The sequence below is a fragment of the Haloplanus natans DSM 17983 genome (assembly GCF_000427685.1).
In the GTDB taxonomy this organism is placed as follows: Archaea; Halobacteriota; Halobacteria; order Halobacteriales; family Haloferacaceae; genus Haloplanus; species Haloplanus natans.
Genome location: NZ_ATYM01000003.1, coordinates 233,276 through 252,567 on the forward strand (window position 1 = coordinate 233,276; position 19,292 = coordinate 252,567).

The 19,292-nt window shown below is 58.3% G+C and carries 17 protein-coding genes and 4 pseudogenes; 14 read left to right on the top strand and 7 right to left on the bottom strand.

Going from position 1 to position 19,292, the window contains the following annotated elements:
- Positions 1-56: 56 nt before the first annotated feature.
- A complete protein-coding gene (locus HALNA_RS00920; protein WP_049934339.1) occupies positions 57-1,307 on the bottom strand; it encodes an RNA-guided endonuclease InsQ/TnpB family protein in 1,251 nt (416 codons plus the stop codon).
- Between the two features lie 519 nt (positions 1,308-1,826).
- Between HALNA_RS00920 and gvpF the strand changes: the two genes are divergently transcribed.
- The 14 genes and pseudogenes from gvpF to HALNA_RS00980 all read left to right on the top strand — a co-directional run bounded on the left by gvpF (position 1,827) and on the right by HALNA_RS00980 (position 10,770).
- Positions 1,827-2,465 (top strand): gas vesicle protein GvpF, encoded by a 639-nt coding sequence (gene gvpF / locus HALNA_RS00925; RefSeq protein WP_049934340.1) that lies wholly within the window; start codon positions 1,827-1,829, stop codon positions 2,463-2,465.
- Positions 2,466-2,469: 4 nt separating this feature from the next.
- Positions 2,470-2,721 (top strand): gas vesicle protein GvpG, encoded by a 252-nt coding sequence (gene gvpG, locus HALNA_RS00930; protein ID WP_049934588.1) that lies wholly within the window; start codon positions 2,470-2,472, stop codon positions 2,719-2,721.
- Positions 2,721-3,278, top strand: coding sequence for a gas vesicle protein GvpH (gene gvpH, locus HALNA_RS00935; protein WP_084509833.1), 558 nt, complete (start codon positions 2,721-2,723; stop codon positions 3,276-3,278). The genes gvpG and gvpH overlap by 1 nt, the downstream gene beginning before the upstream one ends.
- Positions 3,268-3,402, top strand: a pseudogene (locus tag HALNA_RS21510) (protein gvpI); the annotation flags it as partial. The gene gvpH and the pseudogene HALNA_RS21510, both read left to right, overlap by 11 nt.
- Before the next feature lie 45 nt (positions 3,403-3,447).
- Positions 3,448-3,604: pseudogene (locus HALNA_RS21515) on the top strand (protein gvpI); the annotation flags it as partial.
- Positions 3,605-3,679: 75 nt separating this feature from the next.
- The gene (gene gvpJ, locus HALNA_RS21425) at positions 3,680-4,021 is read left to right on the top strand and encodes a gas vesicle protein GvpJ (RefSeq protein WP_049934342.1); all 342 of its coding nucleotides are present in this window, start codon (positions 3,680-3,682) and stop codon (positions 4,019-4,021) included.
- Positions 4,022-4,025: 4 nt separating this feature from the next.
- Complete coding sequence (locus tag HALNA_RS00945; RefSeq protein WP_049934344.1) at positions 4,026-4,361, top strand: gas vesicle protein GvpK; 336 nt, start codon at positions 4,026-4,028, stop codon at positions 4,359-4,361.
- 50 nt (positions 4,362-4,411) lie between these two features.
- Positions 4,412-5,200, top strand: a complete 789-nt coding sequence (gene gvpL / locus HALNA_RS00950) for a gas vesicle protein GvpL (protein WP_169718992.1) — start codon at positions 4,412-4,414, stop codon at positions 5,198-5,200.
- 11 nt (positions 5,201-5,211) lie between these two features.
- Positions 5,212-5,460, top strand: a complete 249-nt coding sequence (gvpM, locus tag HALNA_RS00955) for a gas vesicle protein GvpM (protein WP_049934347.1) — start codon at positions 5,212-5,214, stop codon at positions 5,458-5,460.
- A 905-nt stretch (positions 5,461-6,365) separates the two neighbouring features.
- Entirely contained in the window at positions 6,366-6,788 is a 423-nt protein-coding gene (locus HALNA_RS21290) for a DUF5658 family protein (protein WP_281172081.1), read from the top strand.
- A gap of 295 nt (positions 6,789-7,083) precedes the next feature.
- A complete protein-coding gene (gene rdfA, locus HALNA_RS00965; RefSeq protein WP_049934349.1) occupies positions 7,084-7,755 on the top strand; it encodes a rod-determining factor RdfA in 672 nt (223 codons plus the stop codon).
- Positions 7,756-7,794: 39 nt separating this feature from the next.
- Positions 7,795-9,732: an archaea-specific SMC-related protein gene (locus HALNA_RS00970; RefSeq protein WP_049934350.1), complete on the top strand. Its 1,938-nt coding sequence runs from the start codon at positions 7,795-7,797 to the stop codon at positions 9,730-9,732.
- Positions 9,733-9,999: 267 nt separating this feature from the next.
- Positions 10,000-10,323 carry a HalOD1 output domain-containing protein gene (locus HALNA_RS00975; protein ID WP_049934352.1) on the top strand — a complete coding sequence of 108 codons (324 nt, stop codon included), beginning with the start codon at positions 10,000-10,002 and terminating at the stop codon, positions 10,321-10,323.
- A gap of 129 nt (positions 10,324-10,452) precedes the next feature.
- On the top strand, positions 10,453-10,770 hold the full coding sequence (locus HALNA_RS00980; protein WP_157573382.1) for a HalOD1 output domain-containing protein: 318 nt from the start codon (positions 10,453-10,455) through the stop codon (positions 10,768-10,770).
- A 243-nt stretch (positions 10,771-11,013) separates the two neighbouring features.
- Here HALNA_RS00980 and HALNA_RS00985 read toward each other — a convergent pair.
- The 6 genes and pseudogenes from HALNA_RS00985 to HALNA_RS20990 all read right to left on the bottom strand — a co-directional run bounded on the left by HALNA_RS00985 (position 11,014) and on the right by HALNA_RS20990 (position 18,948).
- Positions 11,014-12,250: pseudogene (locus tag HALNA_RS00985) on the bottom strand (RNA-guided endonuclease InsQ/TnpB family protein).
- On the bottom strand, positions 12,247-12,687 hold the full coding sequence (gene tnpA, locus HALNA_RS00990) for an IS200/IS605 family transposase (RefSeq protein WP_049934354.1): 441 nt from the start codon (positions 12,685-12,687) through the stop codon (positions 12,247-12,249). The pseudogene HALNA_RS00985 and the gene tnpA overlap by 4 nt, the downstream one beginning before the upstream one ends.
- A gap of 167 nt (positions 12,688-12,854) precedes the next feature.
- On the bottom strand, positions 12,855-16,571 hold the full coding sequence (locus HALNA_RS00995) for a PAS domain S-box protein (RefSeq protein WP_049934355.1): 3,717 nt from the start codon (positions 16,569-16,571) through the stop codon (positions 12,855-12,857).
- A 226-nt stretch (positions 16,572-16,797) separates the two neighbouring features.
- Positions 16,798-17,634: pseudogene (locus tag HALNA_RS01000) on the bottom strand (RNA-guided endonuclease InsQ/TnpB family protein); the annotation flags it as partial.
- A gap of 512 nt (positions 17,635-18,146) precedes the next feature.
- Positions 18,147-18,458, bottom strand: coding sequence for a hypothetical protein (locus HALNA_RS01005; RefSeq protein ID WP_049934356.1), 312 nt, complete (start codon positions 18,456-18,458; stop codon positions 18,147-18,149).
- 97 nt (positions 18,459-18,555) lie between these two features.
- Entirely contained in the window at positions 18,556-18,948 is a 393-nt protein-coding gene (locus HALNA_RS20990) for a PadR family transcriptional regulator (RefSeq protein WP_245575967.1), read from the bottom strand.
- Positions 18,949-19,292 lie beyond the last annotated feature (344 nt).

Below are 19,292 nucleotides of genomic sequence, written 5' to 3' on the forward strand. Positions count from 1 at the left end.
TCCTCCCCGGCGTAAACGCCGGGGCTTCCCGTACCGCAGGTGGGATATTTGACGGTCTACGACACAACCTGTTCTCGCGGGGCGAAAACCCCACTGTCTGGGTCGAACAGGTGTACCGATGGCTGTGCCACGCAGCCGTTACTCCTATCCTCGCCGTGAGGACTCGGAGTTATCTTTTGCCGCATGTTCTCCGCTCCGTTGCAATCCGCGTTTCCGACCAACCCGCACGACGAGCAGACGCACAATCCACGGTGCTTCCGGTTAGACTTCGTGTCGTCACCACACGCAGAGCAGGTCTTTGAGGTGCTCCACTCGTTCTCTTTCAGCACCTCAACTCCACGTATCTCGCCTTTGTATGCGAGGTACTGGCAGATGCGGTCGAACGCCCACGAGTGCAACTTCTTGTTCCCAGTTGTGCCCCAGTCAGACTTTCGCACATCTTCGGGCCAACTCACCGCGAGTGTCCCCACGTTCCGTTCGACACACTCGGTGATAATGGCGTCCGTGAGCGTGTGGTAGAAGTGTGTCTCACGCTCTGTGAGTTTTCGACGTGCCCACATCGACTTCTCGGACGGGCCGTTCTCGCCTTCGGTGTCGTACTCAGCACGCTTGAAGTAGTGCTTGTCCTGTTTAACCGAGTTGCCGGGGTACAGGACGTATTCGTCGGGGAAGGCAACAGTAGCGACGTTCTTGATGCCAAGGTCGATTCCCGCTACTTCGTCACCTGCCGGGTCGTTTGTTTCGAGACTGACTTTGCAGACGAAGTGCAGTTCCCATTCGTCTCCGTTCCAGACGGCACGAACGTTCTGCACCGATTTGACTTTTGAAAGGTCAACGTCAGGTCGAGTCTGATACTCACAGAGCAGGAAGTCCGACCAATACTCCTTGAGGTTCGAGCCTTTGCTGAGTCGGACGCGGTTATTCTTTGGGTCGTGTTTGAATCCGTCTTCTTTGAACGTGACCGTACTACGTGGTCGGTTGTCACCGTGTTTTCGGTAGCCGGGTGGATTCGCCTCATCAAATTTGTGTCGCAGGTCGAACCATGACTGGAAAGCGTCGGAAAGTTCTTCGATGACTTTCTGACTGGATTGCGCGTTCAAGTCTTTCCAGCACGCTTGGTTCTTCATATACGATTTCAGCACACCCTCGTCGGGGATTTCACTGATTGCGTCCCAAACTCGGTCTGTTGTCCATCGTGCGACGTTCCAGATTTTGGAGGCTGAGTATCCGAGCGAGTCGAGGCCATCGCAGACCTGCTGGTGGTTCTGGATGGAACCAACGTAAGTCCGAGTGGCCTCAATCGCCATACATAGACTATGTAGGTTAATTTACTTAATGATTCGGATTAGCGTGGAATATCCATCCAGCTATAGTCGGTGGACTGTGTGAGAAGTGTCGGATTCACGCCCGCCGTGAACGGCGGGATTCTCTCCTCGAAGAAAGATAGTCCTGCTTCCGCCGACAGCGAACCCCGGGGCGGGCCTCCCGCGCGCCGACTGTAGGCCGGCGTACCGGAGGCGGCGGCGACGAGGTCCGACCGTTACGTGACAGTGCCGACGCGACTTCCTCTCTCGACGTGTCTGTCCCCGTCCTACGGTCGACCACGGGCGCCGATGACTGGGAAACGTGGAAGATGTCAGGAGTGTGGGTGCCGGGCCGCCCGTCCCATCGCGAACGAACAACAGAAGATACATATCATACGCTGATGTAGTTGTGTTCGCAGGGCGGGCAAAAAGTAGCTAACTGGACACCGACCCCGGCCTCAGGTCGGGTGCGAGGATCCACGTTGTGGTTCCCAGCAGCCAAACGCAGCGGAAAGCACGAACATGGCCCAACATCTGTACACATACGGCGTGATCGAGCAAGACGACCTCGAGTTGGAGGTCGACGGGGTGGATGGCGCCGACCGGATATACACGGTCGATTACCGAACGCTCTCGGCCGTGGTTTCGGACATCGATACCACCGACCCCGACCGGACCGATCAGAACGTGCAGGCACACAACGCCGTGTTACAGGAAGTGCTCCAGTACGACGGCGGTCGGTCAGTCGTACCGATGAGTTTCGGCATGGCGTTCAAAAACGCACGAACACTGAAAGGGGTGATGCGAGGCGCCAGACGTGCCCTGCGTAGCGGGCTGCAGGACATCGATGGCACGGTTGAGCTCGGGGTCAAAGTCATCGGCCCAGAAGAGCACCCAGTCCCAGAGGAAGTGCAGGTGAGCATCGCGGACCGCCTCTCTGCGGTAAGCATCGGCGAGACGGACAACGACCTCTTCAGCGACCGACTGGTACTCAACAAGTCCTATCTCGTCGAACGAGAGCAACGAGCCGCCTTCGACGAGGCGATCGACGCGATCGAAGAGGCCCATGGCGAGACGCTCCGCGTACAGTACACGGGACCGTGGGCACCGTACAATTTCGTCGACATACACATCGGTGCCGGCCAGCAAAGCGAGCGGTGACACCATGCTCATACTCGACGACCTCCTGATCAGACCGTTCGTCTCTCTGCTGGACATCCTCCACACTATGGCCCTCGATCGGACGTACGATACGAGCGCGATCCGGGACGAGCTTAAGGAGAATCAGCTGCTGTACGAGATCGGTGAGCGTCCGGAGGCGGAGTATCGGCGGCGGAAACAGGAACTCGAACGGAAGCTCTCGATGGCAGAAGAAATACAGGAACAGATGCGAGATCGGATCCAAGTGAAACGATAATGCCTTCCAACGACGCCCGAGATAGTGACCACGGAAAAGCGGGCCCATCTGCCTCGGGGTCCTTGTTGCAAAAGTTGCGTACACTGCTTGGCGAACTCGCCAGTCTGGAACGGAGTCGATCGTCTCGACAACGTGGCACTGGCGAGGCAACGTACAGCGGCGTGAACGTCGACTACCAGTACGATGTCTCGATCGGGTTACGCCGAGAAACGGAGGCAGACGCGTCGACACGATCGAGCGCCGCTCGCGACCGGCGACCGGTCGACCCGATCGACGCAGACGATCCCGGGGCAGTCCTCGAAGTACAGCGCACCGGAAACGGATACGCTCTCACCACGGACGTACCCGCAGACATCGACGAAGAGCCGACCGTGACGATCGTGCCGGGACGTGGACAGTCACGAGTAGTGCTCCATTACGGCGACGTGTGGAGCACCTCCGTGATGATCGACGAACCGGAACTCTCGGTCGAACGGACGCGGCTGAATAACGGCGTATTCGAGGCGCGAGTACGCACTGCAGACGACAGCAGCCCGGAGGAAACGAATGACCAGTAAGCAACAGCGGAAACACCAGCAGCGGGCGGACCGAGCTATTCGAAAGGCACAGATGAACCGCGACCGCGCTCGGGAAAAACTCCTCCAACAGCGGAAGCGGCTTGCACGCCGCAGGGAGCGGAACGTGGAGGCGACGGAGTCGACCGAAGAAGATGACTCGGCGTCGCTAGGGACGAACCCGACCGCCTACTCGACGGTGCCACGGCAACGGTCAAATGCCGAGAACTCCGCCCGACAGTCACACTCGACAGTCCCTCTGCGACCGAAGTACTCGACGGTACGCCCGCGCGCCAGACTGTACGGACTCCGGCTACAGGACGAAACAGTGTCGAGAGAGACCCCGAAGAGCGACGGGATGGCTGGGCAGTCACCTGAAGCGGACGCCACGGTGGGAGCCACGGATGAGTGATCCCAAGCCAACTCGGACGCAGGGCGACCTCGCCGAGATGCTGGAGTTGGTGCTGGATAAGGGCGTGGTAATCAATGCCGATATCGCAGTGAGCATCGGTGACACCGAACTCCTCGGCGTCGAACTGCGCGCAGCAATTGCGTCCTTCGAGACGGCCGCACAGTACGGTTTGGAGTTCCCGGGTGGCACGCAGACCGAGCGGATCGAAGCCGTCGCTGACGGAGATATGTCGGCGGGTGACGCGCCCCGGCGGGCGGAGAGCCAGCCAGCGTCGGAGTCGATCCTCCACCGAGAATCGGAATCCCCTGCGACCAACCGAACTGAGGGGGAGTAATGCCATGCAACTGGAGCTCGGAGACGAGACCGACCTCCACGGCGGGCTCACGGCCCTCGTCATAACGATCGTCGAGTTGCTAATCGAAGCGCTCGAACACGAGGCCGTGCGACGAATGGAGTCCAACGACCTTTCCGAGACTGAAATCGAGCGCCTCGGGCAGCGACTCGACGCTCTAGAAGACGAGCTCGACCGACTGAAAGAGCAAACCGAAATCGACGACGAGGTAACCGAACTCAAACAGCAACTCGACCACGTCGTCCACGGTGCACTCGATGAGGTCGCACACCGTCATCACTCCGTACAGCGCGCTGACCGACCACCAGGCAACGACCGATGACGAACTCCCCATCAGCGCCGGACGACGAGACACACCGCAGGTCCAGTACCGTGGAGACGGAGACTGAGCAACGGTATCTATACTGCCTCGTCGATACGTCGGCCACGAGCGAGACGGAGGTGCCGGCCAAGGGAGTCGATGACGTGTCGGTTCGCCTCGTCTCCCATAGAGAGGTCGGAGCCGTCGTACAGGACCGTGGGCATCCCCTCGAAACAGAACGCCTTGACCAACTCAAACAGTGGGTGATGATTCACCAACGCGTCGTCGATAAAGCCGGAGAGACGTTCGGGACGCCACTTCCAGTCAGGTTCAATACGGTCCTCGAAGGTGGAGACGACGCAGTCAGCGACTGGCTCGCGTCGCGGTATTCCCAGATACACGGCGAGCTTGCAACGCTGGCGGGCACGTGGGAATACCGGCTCCATCTCCTGTGGAATTCGACCCCGTTCGAAGAGACCGTGACTGAAGACGACGACGAACTGCGACAGTTGATCGAACGGAAGCAGCAGGCCGGCTCGGGGACGGCGTTCCTCCTCGAAAAAAAGTACGAAAAGCGCCTTCGGAGCCTGATGCAAGAGCGACGTGACGAACTACGGTCGAAGCTCTGGCGGACAGCCGAGTCGATCGCCGTCGAAGTGGCCGAGCAACCCGCGACGGCCACCTTAGAGCAACAGTCGTCCCCGGAGAGTGACAAGACAATTGGCTGCCTCGCCGTTCGCGTACCAGCCGACGCGGAGTCGACTCTCGGTCAGCGACTGGACGAGTTTGTAGATGAGACCGGCGCAGCCGTGCGATTTACTGGGCCGTGGCCACCGTACACGTTCGTCTCTGACCTGTAGGAAACAGTTTCATGGAACCAACAAAAACCGAGACGCACGCCCTCGTCGAGTTTATCGATGTCTTGTTGCGCGACGGCGCCGTCGTCCAAGCCGACATCGTCGTGACCGTCGCCGACGTTCCGCTCATCGGAATCAGTTTGCGGGCGGCTATCGCCGGTATGGCGACGATGACCGAATACGGATTGTTCGAGAACTGGGATCGATCACGGCGACAGCGCGCGCAACCTCCCAGTAGCGAATCGAAAACTCTCGAAGACTGATAGTACTGGCTCCAATTCAGCCTATCTTTCTACAAGGAGAGAATCCCGTCGTTTACGACGGGCGTGAATCCGACAGCGCCGACACAAACCACGTTCAGCGGCAATACGGATATTTAAGTTAGATCGTATTGTAGTATGATATACACCGAGGCGGCCACACCGCCCATCCAAATGCACAATATCGGGACTCTGAGGCCCAGAACGTTCGAGACACCATCTCGAACCGCTGTGGTGTCTCAGTTCAAGATAACTCCGAGTCCCCTACCGGGATAGGAGTAACGGCGGTGTGGCCCCACCAGTAGCCCCGTCATGCCGACCGGACTACAAACCAGCAAATATCCCAACCCAGCGGTGCGGTGCCGTGGGAAGCCTCGCCGTTTACGACGAGGAGGAGGTCACACATTCGCCATCGTGGAGCGGCGACTACTGTACACTCCCGCGGCCGACAATGTGATCACGTACGTCCGTGTTCAGGTGCATCCGGCGCCTACGGTGGAGATGGGCTTCGTGCCGCGTCTCCGCCTGACTCGACGGATTCAAACCGCTTACATTCCAAGCATTGTCTACCTGGAGGTCACATTGGCCGGACTGCTCGTTGGGTGTGCCCGACCTCTGCCTAGTTGTCGTCGCACTCGTGTCCTCTGAGACGAGTCACACCGTTGAGGGCGTTAGTCACACGTATACGACTGCTCGGCGGTCAGCACAGGCACTAACTGACACACGTTGTGACTCGGTCTCGGAGCAGGCGACATGGACATACTAGGGTCTCCGTCGCCGTACCGAGTAGCTAGAGTGAAGATCCATACCTCGCCGCAGCAAACAGGTGTTGATGCGGTACTGTGTCAAGTACGCGGGAGCTTCAACTAACCACTCATCGGCGGTCCGTTCGGGAGGATTGGTGAGCCGTGAGCTCTGATCGAGGACAGAGCCACTCCAAGCTAGCTGTACTTATCACACGACTGGCTGGTGCCTGTCGCAGATGCGTTAATTTTTCATCCACAAAACGCGTATGGCTGCTTGCTGGACTACTCTCGACGCGACTTTTCGATGCGACAGTTACCTACTATGGATTACAGGTCGGGATGACCGAGCTTAATCCGGTCGCCGTGTCGGTGATGAACCGCTTTGGAGCGGCGTTTGGATTACTACTTCTTTCGATATTTGTACTCCTGCTCATTGGCATCATGGGTGAGTTCGTCGTCCCCAAATTCTTCCAGTCCGAGCCTACGCGGCAGCGCATGCTGACGTTCGTATACGGCGTCCCCACGATGCTCTGGCTCGGTGTCTGCATCTACAATCTCGTTCTGATCGGCTTCTTTTTGAATTGATTGTTCGTACGACTCAAACCGTGTACGTCACTTGCTGAGACGGCAGCCGAACGGGGCATCCGCAGGTTCCGTCCCACCGCTCGTCTGTAGGGACGACCACTGTCTTAGACTGAGTCATTGGAGCTCTCACAGTCGGCACAGACTCAATCCGTCCCTGCGGCTGACTGTACGGCTCACTCCTGCTCGGAGCGTGCGCCGAGTTACGGCACTGGTGGACGAGTTCACACCGAATGCCTAAAATATACGCAACGGTAAAACAACAACCCATATATGGGATAAGCAGGTAAAGAACTGTATGTCGAACACAAACTCAGGTGGTGCCGAGACAGGAAGCGTCCCCCACCGCGGAGGGCGTGGTCCGAAGGTCGAACGGGTCGCAAGGGAGTACGGCTTGGACGGCCTCGGTGACGAGCTCGTCCAACGGTGGACCGGAGAGGAGGGCGAACAGTGGAGCCTCAGAGAGTTGGCCGACCTGGTAAATCGGCGCATTGTACAAGCAGCACAATCGCAAGCGGGCGTTCACCTCCTTGATGGGGAAGCGGAGAACTTCTACCGATTGCTGACCGACGACGATGTCACTGCGGGTATGCGGACCGACGCCCGGCGTAGTCTTACGGAGAACGGCGTCGATGTCGACGCGCTGGAAGATGCGTTCATATCGTATCAGTCGGTCTATAACTACCTGACGAAGCATCGTGGCGTGAGCCGCGAGGCTCAACAGTCAGCCGAGCGGACGGTAGAACGCGAGATCGAGTCAGTGCGGAAGCTCCGGGCGCGTCTACAAAAAGTCACGACGGATGTCGTCGACCGATGGAAGCGAAATGACGCCGTCGATCTCGACGAGTACGACGTCGAAGTCGACGTACGCGTCACGTGTCCGGACTGCGACGTTCGGTTGACCCCGTTCGCGCTTGCCGAGGCAGCGGGGTGCGACTGTCAAGACCAAGGAGCTGGTTCGAATGAGTGAGACGATGGCACCGATACATAACACACTGGAGGGCACCTAATGTCTCAACGAACGTCCACTGCATCGGCAGCCGTCCACGTGGAGAACATCGGAGGGATTACCGAGGTCGATGTCGAACTCGCCCCCGGCACAACGCTTTTGACCGGGCATAACGCGACGAATCGGACATCGTTCCTCCGAGCAGTTATGGCGGTCTGTGGAAGCGACGATGTCGCAATAAAAAGCGACGCCGACGAAGGCTCGGTCAGCCTCGACCTCGACGGCGAGACGTATTTCCGGCGTCTCTCTCGGCAGGGGCGAGGCACAACGCTGGACGGCGAGCCGTACTTGGAGGATGCCACCGTCGCAGACCTCTTTGCGTTCTTGTTGGAGTCGAACGACGCCAGGCAGGCAGCCGTCAACCACGACAACCTCCGAGAGCTAATTATTCGGCCGATCGATACAGAGGCCATCGAGTCGCGGATTCGGGACCTACAGACGGAGCGAGATCGTCTCGACGATCGTCTCGATTCGCTGTCTGATCTCGAGGACGAGCGGCATCGTCTCGAACTTCGACGTGACGAGCTCGAGGACCGAATCGACGAACTCGAGACGCGTCGCGAGGAACTGGAGGTCAAAATAGAGGCGGCAGAATCCAGCGTCGATGCAGAACAGGAGAGTCAGCGCGAACTCGAGTCGGTGCTCGAGGATCTGCAGTCCGTCCAATCGGAGATAGAGCAGGTTCGGTTCAGGATCGAGACGGAGCGCGAGAGCATCGAATCACTCCGTGAGGAACAACAGGAGGTCAACGACACCCTCGACAGCCTCGAGCCGATCGAGACGGGTGACGATCCCTCGGTGCGCATCAGTCAACTTCGAAGTCACATCGAGGACCTCAACGAGACAATCACCGAACTCCAGACGATCGTTCAATTCAATTCGGAGGCGCTCGAAGGCTCGCGTATCGACGTAGTTGAGGAGGCGTTCGACACGGACGACGACGAGGCGCTAACTGACCAACTTGTTGATACTAACGAGGTGCGCTGCTGGACGTGTGGTTCGGAAGTGGACCGCACGCAGATCGAAGAGACGACCGCACAACTCCGTGAGTTGCGGAATACCAAGCGCGAGCGCCGAGAGGAGCTTCGCTCTGAACTCGAAGAGGCGATAGAAGCACGGAACGAGCGCAAACAGCGGGCCGAACGACGTTCCGAGCTCGAGAACCGGCAGGCGCGTATCGACGCCGAACTGGAACAGCGCACGTCGGATATCTCCGAACTCGAAGAGAAGCGCGACTCACTCATCGAGGACGCCAAGCGTCTCGAGGACCGTGCGGAATCGCTCCGCGACCAGACACAGGCGGACCTGCTCGACAGCCACACCGAGCTCAACCAATGTGAGTTCTCGCTCGAGCAGTGCTACGACGAGCGGGCGGAGATAGACGAGGAGTTGGCCGATATTGAGTCCGAACTCTCACAGCGCGAAGACCTTCGCGAGCAGCGCGAGCAGGCGACCGAGGCGCTGCAGGACGCGCGGACACGGATCAAGGACATCGAGACAGCCGCTGTCGACTCGTTCAATCAGGAGATGGCCGACGTAATAGACCTGCTTGCATACGAGAATATCGAGCGCGTGTGGCTCGAACGCGTTGAACAGTCCGTCCGCAAGGGCCGCCAGACCGTCTCCGAAGGCCGTTTCGAGTTACACATCGTCCGAGAGTCTGCGGCGGGCGCCGCGTACGAGGACACCATCGACCATCTGTCCGAAAGTGAACGCGAAGTAATTGGGCTGGTGTTTGCCCTCGCCGGGTACCTCGTCCACGAGGTGTACAAGACGATCCCGTTCATGTTATTAGACTCCGTCGAAGCGCTCGATGCCCCCCGAATCGGCCGACTCATCGACCACTTCGAGCAGTACCCGACCTTCCTGATCGTTGCCCTCCTCTCGGAGGACGCGCAAGCGCTGGAAGCCTCCTACGACCGCGTAACGTGGGACTGACCACGGTCAAGGAGACATCGGTATTTTATCACATTAGTACACAAAGCGACTTGAACGTGTCCGACTACCGTCAGAGGTAGTAGCCTGACCGGATTTGATCCTTCGACGGGTGGGACTTATACGGTTTATTGTAAGTCATTACCGGTGGATCGCCCGTCCGTCTCGGCGATCCACCGGTAAACAGTTACAATAATCCGTATTAGCCGACCGACAGAGACATAAGCTTATGAGCGGTATACAGTGCTGCAGGCCGAATTAAATTCACGTATGACCGTCGAGCGCTCCCCAGTCAACGCTGATTCGAGGACGTACAGTAGCGAAATTTACTGGCACGACCCGGAAGGTAGTTACTCCGTTACCGAGAGCATCGTCAGTGCCGTGGAAGATTACACGACCTGGTCACGGAACGACATCGGCGAATTAGCCCGGTCGCTGCCGACGAATCCACTCAACAGGCTACTCGGCGGCCACGGTACCAGCCTCCCCAGTCTTGACGGGAAGTTTAGATTCAGATACCGTAACCTACTGGTTACCGTCGACCCCACCGGTCGGATTACACTCGTCAAACGGAAAGTGACCGACTGTGGCTGACCATCAGTTACTAACAGGAGAGTCACAGACATCTGACCACCTCATATATTCGGTTAAGAGAAGTAATCAGAATATATCCGTATAAAAAGTCTAAAGCCACCACGAGTACATACGATTATGCACCACCGTGTGGAGTACGATGATTCCAAGTACAGCGAGCCGGTAGACTTCTTGATCATCGAGGCGGCAGACTTTTTATCCGAAGACCCAGCCGACCTCCCGCCGCTCATCGAGTATATTGACCCCGACGCGCTCAACACGTTATTGACTCATAATACACCGGAGGGGGCAGATGTCGTCGACTGGGCTGTGGAGTTCCGGTGGGGCGAGATATTGGTATCGGTCACGTCGACTGGCAAAGTGGAGTTTATCCACTCAGAGTCGGAGGATCCCGAGTTGTCGCAGTTCCTCGAACAGTCGGCTGGCCTCCAGTCACTCTCCGATTGAGCGGCCGTTGTACTTGTATTCCGCCTCTTAGCGGTGAGAATTGCCCGAGTTAAGCAGTCCGCGATGCTTCCGCGGAGGGAACAATCCGAGGGCCTCTAATGACACGCCCTCAATGGTATTGTGCGCCCCGGATGCGTGGACAATATGCCCAATCCGATACCAAACAGGCGATTGACCTCCTTCCGCGCCTGAAGACGCGGGAATCCCACCACGGGATTTCAGGCCGAGCGTGGCCCTATGGTTTCAAGACGCATACGTCCCAAGCGTCTCCTGCGTGATAGCATCGGCTTGGGTGTCTTGTGGGGCGGTCAAACGCCCCCCCATCCTCAGCCGAGTCATTGCCATCCGTGTGTTCTCTTGAATGGCTCTCTCCGCTGAGGTAGCGGTCTGCGATGTTTATCGCGCCGTTCATGTCCGCTTGGTACTCGCCCATCCAGCAAGCGTCGTTCGTACACTTGAACGTCGCCTGTCGCGGGCGATACCCCATTTCACCGCACGCGTGGCACTCCTTCGACGTGTTGCGCGGGTTCACCGTCTCGACGGGGATACCCTTCTCGACGGCCTTGTAGCGTATCTGCGCGTGGAGTTTGGCGAATCCCCATCCGTGGAGACGCCGATTCATGAAGTCGCCGTAGTCCATCGACTCCCGTATGTACGTCAGGTCTTCCAGAACGAGAACCGGGTTCTCGACGGACTCGGCGTACTCCACGACCTCGCGGGTGACGGTGTGGAACACGTCGTCTATCTGATCACATATATAGTCCCCGAAGGACTCCGCGATACGCTCGCTCCCGCGCGTCTGGAGTCGGCGCTTGGCGGTGAAGTAGGTCTTGCGGAGCCGACGGACGGTCTTGCCTTCGTCGGCACACAGTTCGGGCGCGGTCGGAGAACCGTGGCCGTCGCGGTGACACACCGTGACGAGTGACGCTTCCCCGATGTCCACTCCGATGGGCGTCCGCTCTTCGGCGGACACATCGGAGCGTTCCTCTATGTCGCGGGTGGCGGTAACGTGGAGATACCACGTTCCATCCCGCTCGAACAGCCGACTCTCGCCCATCGTGGCGTCTCCCGCGTTCAACGCTTCCAACCAGTCCCGCTGTTCGGGATTCGGTTGAGCGGGCATCCAGAGGTGGTAGTCCTCGTGGTGCGGGATTTTGACGTACCACTCGATAGCGTTCTCGGGCTTGTGGTCGAGTCGTAGCCCTTCGTTCGTGAAGCGGACAGGGTGGTCGTCGTGAAGTTCGCCCGCGTTGTAGGTTGTCGTGAGTTGCGGGACGTACTTCTTGAGCGCGTTCTTTGCGTACCCGCTCAGGTCGTAGTTGACCACCACGTCGTTCGCTTCGGTCTGCGTGGTACATCCGGCGTCGAAGGCGTCTCGGAGGGCGTGTTGGTACGCCTCTCGCGTCTCTCGGAGTTTCCTCCGCTTGTGGACGTTCGGGTCTACAAGTTTGAGCTCGAGCGTCTTCGTGAGTTCGGTCACGAATCGCCCTGCTTGTGCTGTTGGATGTAGTTCTCGACCGTCTCACTCGAAACGTGCCCGGCAGTCCCTGCGTAGTACCCTCGCGCCCATCCGATTTTCTCGCCGTCGTGGTCGGCGTATCGGTGGTTGTACTTGCGCGAGGAGATGCCCTTGAACCAGTTGGCGAGTAGTGCCGGTCCGTTCTTGGGCGGGCTACTGACGAACAGGTGAACGTGGTCGGGCTGTACGGTAAGGTCGAGAATTTCGACGCCTTTGTCGTTGGCTATTTCGTGGAGGATGGACCGGGCACGAGTGGCAACCTCGTTGACGAGTACCGACTGGCGGTACTGAGCGGAGCACGGCTCCGCGATGTCCGCAGAACCATCGGTTCTGCGAGACTTCGGCAACCACACTATGTGGTAGTTGAGGTTGTAGGTCGCGTGCCGTGTGGTCTTCATCCGTATTGCACACTATGATCTGTCGGAGTTTTAATACTACCGATAGGACGGTGGGAAATCCAGCAGTAACGTTGTCGGTGGGTGTGTAGGCTATGGTCCGCTTGACCCCCGCCTAAAGATGAGGGTATGCGCTCGCAACTTTATCAGGGGCTTCAGCACGGTTCGACTCAGTGATCGGGGGTTTCGAACAATTGTGAGATGATCTTGCGCGCACCGCTGCGTAAGTGCTGGTGGACCGTCGATGCCGACAGGTCGAACTGCTCGGCTAGCTCCTCCCCAGTCGTCGATTTCGGTTGTTCGTAGTAACCGAGCTGATACGCTGCCGATATAATCTCGACTTGCCGCTCGGTCAGTTCACTCAGCAGGGCCCGTCGAGATGCACTCTCAGCAGCTTGGCCGGTGGGTCGCTTGGTTCGAAGCGCGCACGTCCCGACGGTATCCTCAAGCCCCTCGAGCAGGTCGGTTACCGATTGAGTGGGAACCTGCACTGTGACCGTCTCCGCTTCCGCGTCGGTCGATACCGCCCGTAGCGTCGCATTGCAGCGGTCCAGTTGCTGCTTGAACTCGACCACGGGTGTCGTCGGTCCATCGACGATTTTAATCCCGAATAAATAGTCCTCACCTTTCGGTGTCACGTCGATGTCAGCGACGCCAGGTCGATCAGCGAGATACGATCGAAGTGCGTCCTCGTCGGCTGCCTCGGCCTTCCCGTCAAGGAGTATCTTATCGCCGACGAAGTGCACTTCCTCGGAGTCGATCCGCATCTCAGTGTCTGCGTGCTCGAAAAAGAACTGCTCCTCCGGAAAGTCGATGTCGATGATAGACATACTCGAAGAGGACCGCTGAGACAACTGTTCGAGGAGGAGGCCCGCACAGTTGCACAGCGTCACGGCGTAGTCGACGACTTCGTCGGGAATGCCTCCACTGTCGGCGCTGACGATTTCGAGGGCCGCGCAGGGGAGGCCGTTCCGGCTGATCGGGAGTGCGACCGAGGACTGGTATCCGAACCGCAGCAGTCGCTGTGACCACGCCTCGTAGTCAGTTTGCGTGCGCACATCGGAAATTTTCGTCGGCGTACCCTGCCTGACGGCTGTGAACAGGGGCGACGCGTCAGGCGCGTCAGCGACGGTGTCGCCGTGTTCGGTCGCTGGCCCTCCATCGACCGCTTCAGTGATCGGCGTGAGCCGCTTCCGACGCGCATCCCACGCACCAACCCACGCGTTGGTCCCCTGACTCGCGCCGAATTCAACCAGTATGTCGAACACCGTGTCCGGTGACGACGCGGTGATCAGCCGCTCGTGCGCTTGGCGAAATTCCTCCGCAATCGAGGTCTTTTTTTCGAGTCGGTCGTTCTGCTCGCAGAGTCTATCGTTGAGCTGTTCCAACCGCTTCTCGTCGGCGGTCCGATCCAACGTTGCAGTGAGATTCCTCGCTACCGTGTGGATGAACGTACTGTCGCTTTCGACGTCGGTCGGTAGGTATATTACGAGCACACCGTGAGCCGGCAGGCGAGTCACGACCCGTGTGAGCCCGTCGCAGTCTTCGCTATCTATCTCAGGGTCGACATCGCTATCACGGGATGCCGCTTCGTGCTGACTGAATGCTTGCCACGCGAAATGCTCGCCCGGAGAAATCGTATCACGGTCCGTGGCCGCATCGGGGAGTTCACCAGCACTGGCTGCCCGTTCGAGTTGCGCCGACTCGGGGTCGAACAGGTACATCTGTGCAGCGACGGCGTCGAGTGCCTCAACGATAGCTTCGGTACCTGTCCGGGCCATCTCTTGAGCAGACACGCTACGAGTGTATAATTCTCCAACCCGACTCAGCGAGTTCAATTGTTGCTCGCGGCGTAAGGCGAGTTCAGTCTGCTTGTGCTCTGTGATATCTGTCGCGACGCCGAGCACTGCCCGGTCGGCATCGTCGTCAGCTGGCTCGAATGGAGACTTCAACGTATCGAGCACTCGCTCGGTCCCCTCAGCGTCAGTCAGTCGCTCTTCAGATCGATGGAGCGACTTGTTCTCGGAAAGCACTGTCTGATCGTCAGCGCGGAAGGCTTCGACTTCTTCTTTGCTCGCTGCGAAGTCGGCATCTGTCCTCCCTTCAAGATCATCGACGGTCGTCCCGTACGCTTCCGCCGTCGCCTCGTTCGCTAACACGAATCGTCCATCAGGATCTTTTACGAAGATCAGGTGGGGTACCTGGTCGATGATGTCACGTAGCTGTCTTCGTTCTGTATCGATTTGGGCTTGGGATTCCTCCAACGCTTGGCGGTTGGCGAGCAGTTGCAGCGCCGTCTCTGTGTGCATCGCCAGAATTCCGAGGAAGTCACGCTCTGTAGCCGAGAAATCGTCCGCGACGGATGACCCGACCAACAACACTCCATGTGATCCTACAGGGACAATTACCTCCGATTGCAGCGCAGGTTCGGGGGCGTGCGTGTCCGTCTCGTTGGCAAGGTTGGGGTAGTACCGCATCTCGCCAGCTTGGAAGGCCTGCCACGCGAGGCTTGAGTCATCGGGACCGAACGTCGGCGAGGGCAGCGAAAGCTCGTCCGCCGCGTCAGAAACACACGCCTGAACGAGTTGGTTCGCCTCCGCGTCGTGTTTCCAGTAGCCTGCGATAGGCTGGTCGACGATGTCCTTGACCGCCCGGAGCAGTTCATCGATCACCACCTCCGTATCAGCAGCAGTAACGAACGTTTCGACTCGCTCCCGAATCGCCCGTAAGCGGCTCTCTCGCTGGTGTTCGTCACTTCGATCCCGGTTGACACAGATGAGACCGCCATCGGAGAGCTCTGTCAAATGTACGTGCTGTGGAATGGCTGAACCATCCGGTTGCTGGCCTACGAGATCGCCCTCCCAGACGTCTCGGTCGCGAAGTTCAGGGAACACCTGCTGCTCGATGTATTTGATCCGCTCCTCGTCGTATATTGATCGCCATGTCTTACCTAAGAGGTCCCCAGGATCGTCATATCCAAGGATTGCCGCGTGGGCTTCGTTCATGTAGATGTACACGCCCTCGGGATCAAGGATCGAGATCCCCGTCAACGATGCATCCATCGCCTTTGCCTGCCGTTCGATCGTCCGCAGTCGTTCGACCCGCTCCGTCGCGTCGCGGAACACGCCAACGATGTACGTCCGTCCATCGAGAGTAATCGTCTTCCCGGTGATATCGACCGGTACGCGTTCACCACCGGGGCGCTCGATCCAGATCTCATCACCAGGTTTGGAATGAACGGTATCGTACCCTTCCTGTACGGCTGCTGAGAAGGCTTTCCGGTACTCGTCGCGCTCCTCGAACGGATGCAGCTCCCACTGTTCAGAGCCAATCAGCGAGCCACGCGACCGACAAAAGAGCTCGGTCGCCGCTTCGTTCGCCTCGACGATGATACTGGTCTCCGCGTCGGCGATAACGAGCGGTTCCCCTGCGTGCATCATCACCTGTTCGCGGAACGTAGTCCGGGAGATGTCCTCGAGTTCGTCGCTGGGAGAGCGGCGAGGATCACGCGTGTCGAACACCCCGGACGACTCACTGCCCGAAGTCGACCCCCCCAGCAATCCCTCAAGCCCGCCCTGGACGGTAGTCAGGTCTACGGTATCGGTGGTCGACAGCGAATGCGGATCCCGAAATTGAATCACCTCAGACGCAACGTCGACCGCGACAAGCGGGACTTCCGCAGGGAGTTCCTCCTCAACGTACGACTGCTGTGCTGTCTTTGCAGTGCAAAGAACGGCGTCGACCTCGCTCCACTGTTCGATCTCTTCGAACGGTTTCCGGTCGATACGTTCTCTTTCGATGGCCACATGATCTACTAATGTCTCCCAACCCTGCGCCGCATCGTCTCCCAACAGGGCAACGAGTCCACCCTCAATTGTCAATGTCATTCCTATTTTCCACCCTGATGTTAGATATTAAACATTTACGAGTCCCGAGACAGATGGCACGTTTGTGCCACAGCGTCTCTCAGTGGAGGATTCATATGTTGATGGTATCGTCATTTCTCTTCTGAGTCATAATAAATCTGTATCATAGGACCCCATATTTCGGGTGGCTGCGTCAGCAACGAAGTTGTGGCCCTGACGGACACGACACCCCGCGAACTACCCCGCCCTACTCAGCCGCTGGCGCGGCTTCCTTGAGGGCAGGGCTTCCTGCTTCTACGACGCGACTTGCATCCACGATGATAGACGAGAAATCGCCACCATCAGTAGACACAGCAGTCGCAGTTTCCACAGGCGTTAACGAATCGCTCTGCGATTCGTTCGCACACCAGAAATCTTCGATTTCTGGGGACGTTGCTTCGGAGTGAACCACTCCTAGTTTCTTGAGTCCTCGTGAGAAGACGTTCAACGACGCGTTCCAATCCCTGTCGAGTTCGAACCCGCACGCCGGGCACGAGTGTTCTCGAATCCACAACGGCTTGTCCATCGAAACGCCGCACGACGCGCACTCTTTGGTCGTTCCACGTGGATTGACCTGCACAACGTGACACGCGTTTTTCTCCCCGTGATGTTCGAGGATGGTGATGAAGTCACGCCACCCGACTTCGGCCTTGTTCCGCGCGTTCTCTGGGGATTCGAGCATCCCTTTCACGTTGAGGTCTTCGACGAACACGGCGTCGTACTCGGTGGTGTAGAAGTGCGCGGGCTTGTGCTTGAAGTCGTGCTTCTTGTTCGACATTCGCGAGTAAACCGCAGCGACTCGTCGTCGTTGTTTCTGCCAGTTGTTAGACTCGTATGTTTTGCGGGAGAGCGAGCGTTGCTCACTTTTGAGTCGCTCTCGCTCGTCAGACAAGTCGAGTCTCCCGACGGAACGTCCATCCGAGTCGTGGATGAAGTTGAGAACGCCGAAGTCGAGCCCCACCGTATCCTCGGAGTCGATGTCTTCGACGACGGGTTTCTTCGGCGTCTCGGTTTCGATGCAGAACGAGACGTACCACGCTCCCGTAGTTCTAGGAGTTCGCCACACGCTTCACAGAACTCACGGCGCGAAATCAACTCGTTGTCATAGAGGATGTAGAACAGAACCGGTGGTGCCACCACATGGATATCTTCGTCCTTGTCGTCGACGGCCCGACGAATCGAACGGCGGCCGGCCGCGTCCATCAAGATGACGTAGTCGACAGTCTCCGGATTCTGTATCACTTCCTGTCGGAGTGATTCCTCACCGGCGTCTGCTCCGTGGGGTCGGGGTATGCTCGTCACCTGCGTAAGCGGCGTCCCATCGTCCTCGAGGGCATCGAGCGCGGCACGGCTTCCGTCATGAAGCCGGTACGGCCGGCTTCCCTCGGGCGCTGTCTCGCGCGTGTTCTTGACGTGCCGCTCGAGTTCTTGTTTACAGACGTTTGTCGCCGTGAGACCAACATGTTCGATGATTTGGGGCCACAAGGAACTGTTCGCGACGGCGATCAGCGCGTCGGTATCGATCAAAAGTGGATACCGTGTGGTGCCGCTGGCCATTTAGACGAGGTAGTCGCTGGTGTCGTCCTCGGCAGCCTCACGGAACGCGTCGATATCTTCCTGGAGCAGATCGAACTCGTCACCGATGAGTACGCGAGCGGCATCCCCCGAGAGGTCACCCGCCGAATAGCGTTCGTAAATCGCAATCTTATCTTCGTCCGTTATCGTTCGTCGAAGCATCTGCGTGAGCCCTTCGCGTGCGAGTTCACTAATGTTGATGCCGCCCAGATGGACGGAATCGAGTTCGGTAGCTGCCTCTTTGAGCGGGCCAGCGCGGAATTTGATCGTATCGTCGAGCGATTCCTGACTCATACCCAAAATACACAGGCCTGCTTGATAACTTGTTCCCCTTTGTGTGAACACATGGGAACAGTCGAGCGATGATGGCCCCATACGCCCGTATTCAGGATTACGGCTCTTCTTGTTCGGTCTCCGACTCGATGGGGTCGACCGCGGTCTCCATCCACGCCTCGACGTCGCCGTCGGAGAACCTGCCGTCGATGTCGTCGGCCGTGGCAGCGCCGTGAAGCCCTGCCGACGCGACCGCGTGCTCGGCGTCGGCGATCGTCCAGAATCGGTCGCGGTGTTCGACGAGGCCGTGTCCTTCGAGGCGCTTCAGCGTGGGGCCGACGCTCCCTTCGGGCACGTCGACAGTGTCGACGATCTCCCGCTGGCGAAACGCCTGGTCGGCGTGCTCGAGGAGGAAGCGATAGACCGCACCCTGCGTGGTGTCCGGCGCGAGATCGGGAAGCGGGGGCCCGTCCTCGTCGATAGAGCGGAACTCGTCTTTCGAGATGGGCATCTTGAGTATTGGTTTGTATTAGAAGCTATTAGGTCTTATCGACAAAGCTCTTCACACGGACTGTAGGATGGCGGTGTTTGCCGGCTTTTCCCCGGGTTCGAGGTCTTCTTCGTGCGGTTCCACGTTTCGTGCTTCACCGACGGCGGCGGGTCACTTCAAAGTGGTCGTGATTACTTGCCTAATCACGACCAACAGAAATAGAAGTCTCATATCCATTATTTCTATGATAGAGAGGTTCTACCCTCCGAAATACGGATCTAGTTAACGTCATAAATCATATGACGCTATACCAAAACCGCGGCCGTGGAAGTTGAGACTACAGTGGGTTTAGCGGGGCTGTGATG

Bases quoted from the DNA above. Each gene is read 5' to 3' on its own strand.
- HALNA_RS20990 (WP_245575967.1), bottom strand. From the start codon at position 18,948: ATGCCCATCTCGAAAGACGAGTTCCGCTCTATCGACGAGGACGGGCCC.
- rdfA (WP_049934349.1), top strand. From the start codon at position 7,084: ATGTCGAACACAAACTCAGGTGGTGCCGAGACAGGAAGCGTCCCCCAC.
- HALNA_RS01005 (WP_049934356.1), bottom strand. From the start codon at position 18,458: ATGAGTCAGGAATCGCTCGACGATACGATCAAATTCCGCGCTGGCCCG.
- gvpM (WP_049934347.1), top strand. From the start codon at position 5,212: ATGGAACCAACAAAAACCGAGACGCACGCCCTCGTCGAGTTTATCGAT.
- gvpF (WP_049934340.1), top strand. From the start codon at position 1,827: ATGGCCCAACATCTGTACACATACGGCGTGATCGAGCAAGACGACCTC.
- gvpJ (WP_049934342.1), top strand. From the start codon at position 3,680: ATGAGTGATCCCAAGCCAACTCGGACGCAGGGCGACCTCGCCGAGATG.
- HALNA_RS00975 (WP_049934352.1), top strand. From the start codon at position 10,000: ATGACCGTCGAGCGCTCCCCAGTCAACGCTGATTCGAGGACGTACAGT.
- HALNA_RS00920 (WP_049934339.1), bottom strand. From the start codon at position 1,307: ATGGCGATTGAGGCCACTCGGACTTACGTTGGTTCCATCCAGAACCAC.
- HALNA_RS00945 (WP_049934344.1), top strand. From the start codon at position 4,026: ATGCAACTGGAGCTCGGAGACGAGACCGACCTCCACGGCGGGCTCACG.
- tnpA (WP_049934354.1), bottom strand. From the start codon at position 12,687: ATGAAGACCACACGGCACGCGACCTACAACCTCAACTACCACATAGTG.
- HALNA_RS00970 (WP_049934350.1), top strand. From the start codon at position 7,795: ATGTCTCAACGAACGTCCACTGCATCGGCAGCCGTCCACGTGGAGAAC.
- gvpH (WP_084509833.1), top strand. From the start codon at position 2,721: ATGCCTTCCAACGACGCCCGAGATAGTGACCACGGAAAAGCGGGCCCA.
- HALNA_RS00995 (WP_049934355.1), bottom strand. From the start codon at position 16,571: ATGACATTGACAATTGAGGGTGGACTCGTTGCCCTGTTGGGAGACGAT.
- gvpG (WP_049934588.1), top strand. From the start codon at position 2,470: ATGCTCATACTCGACGACCTCCTGATCAGACCGTTCGTCTCTCTGCTG.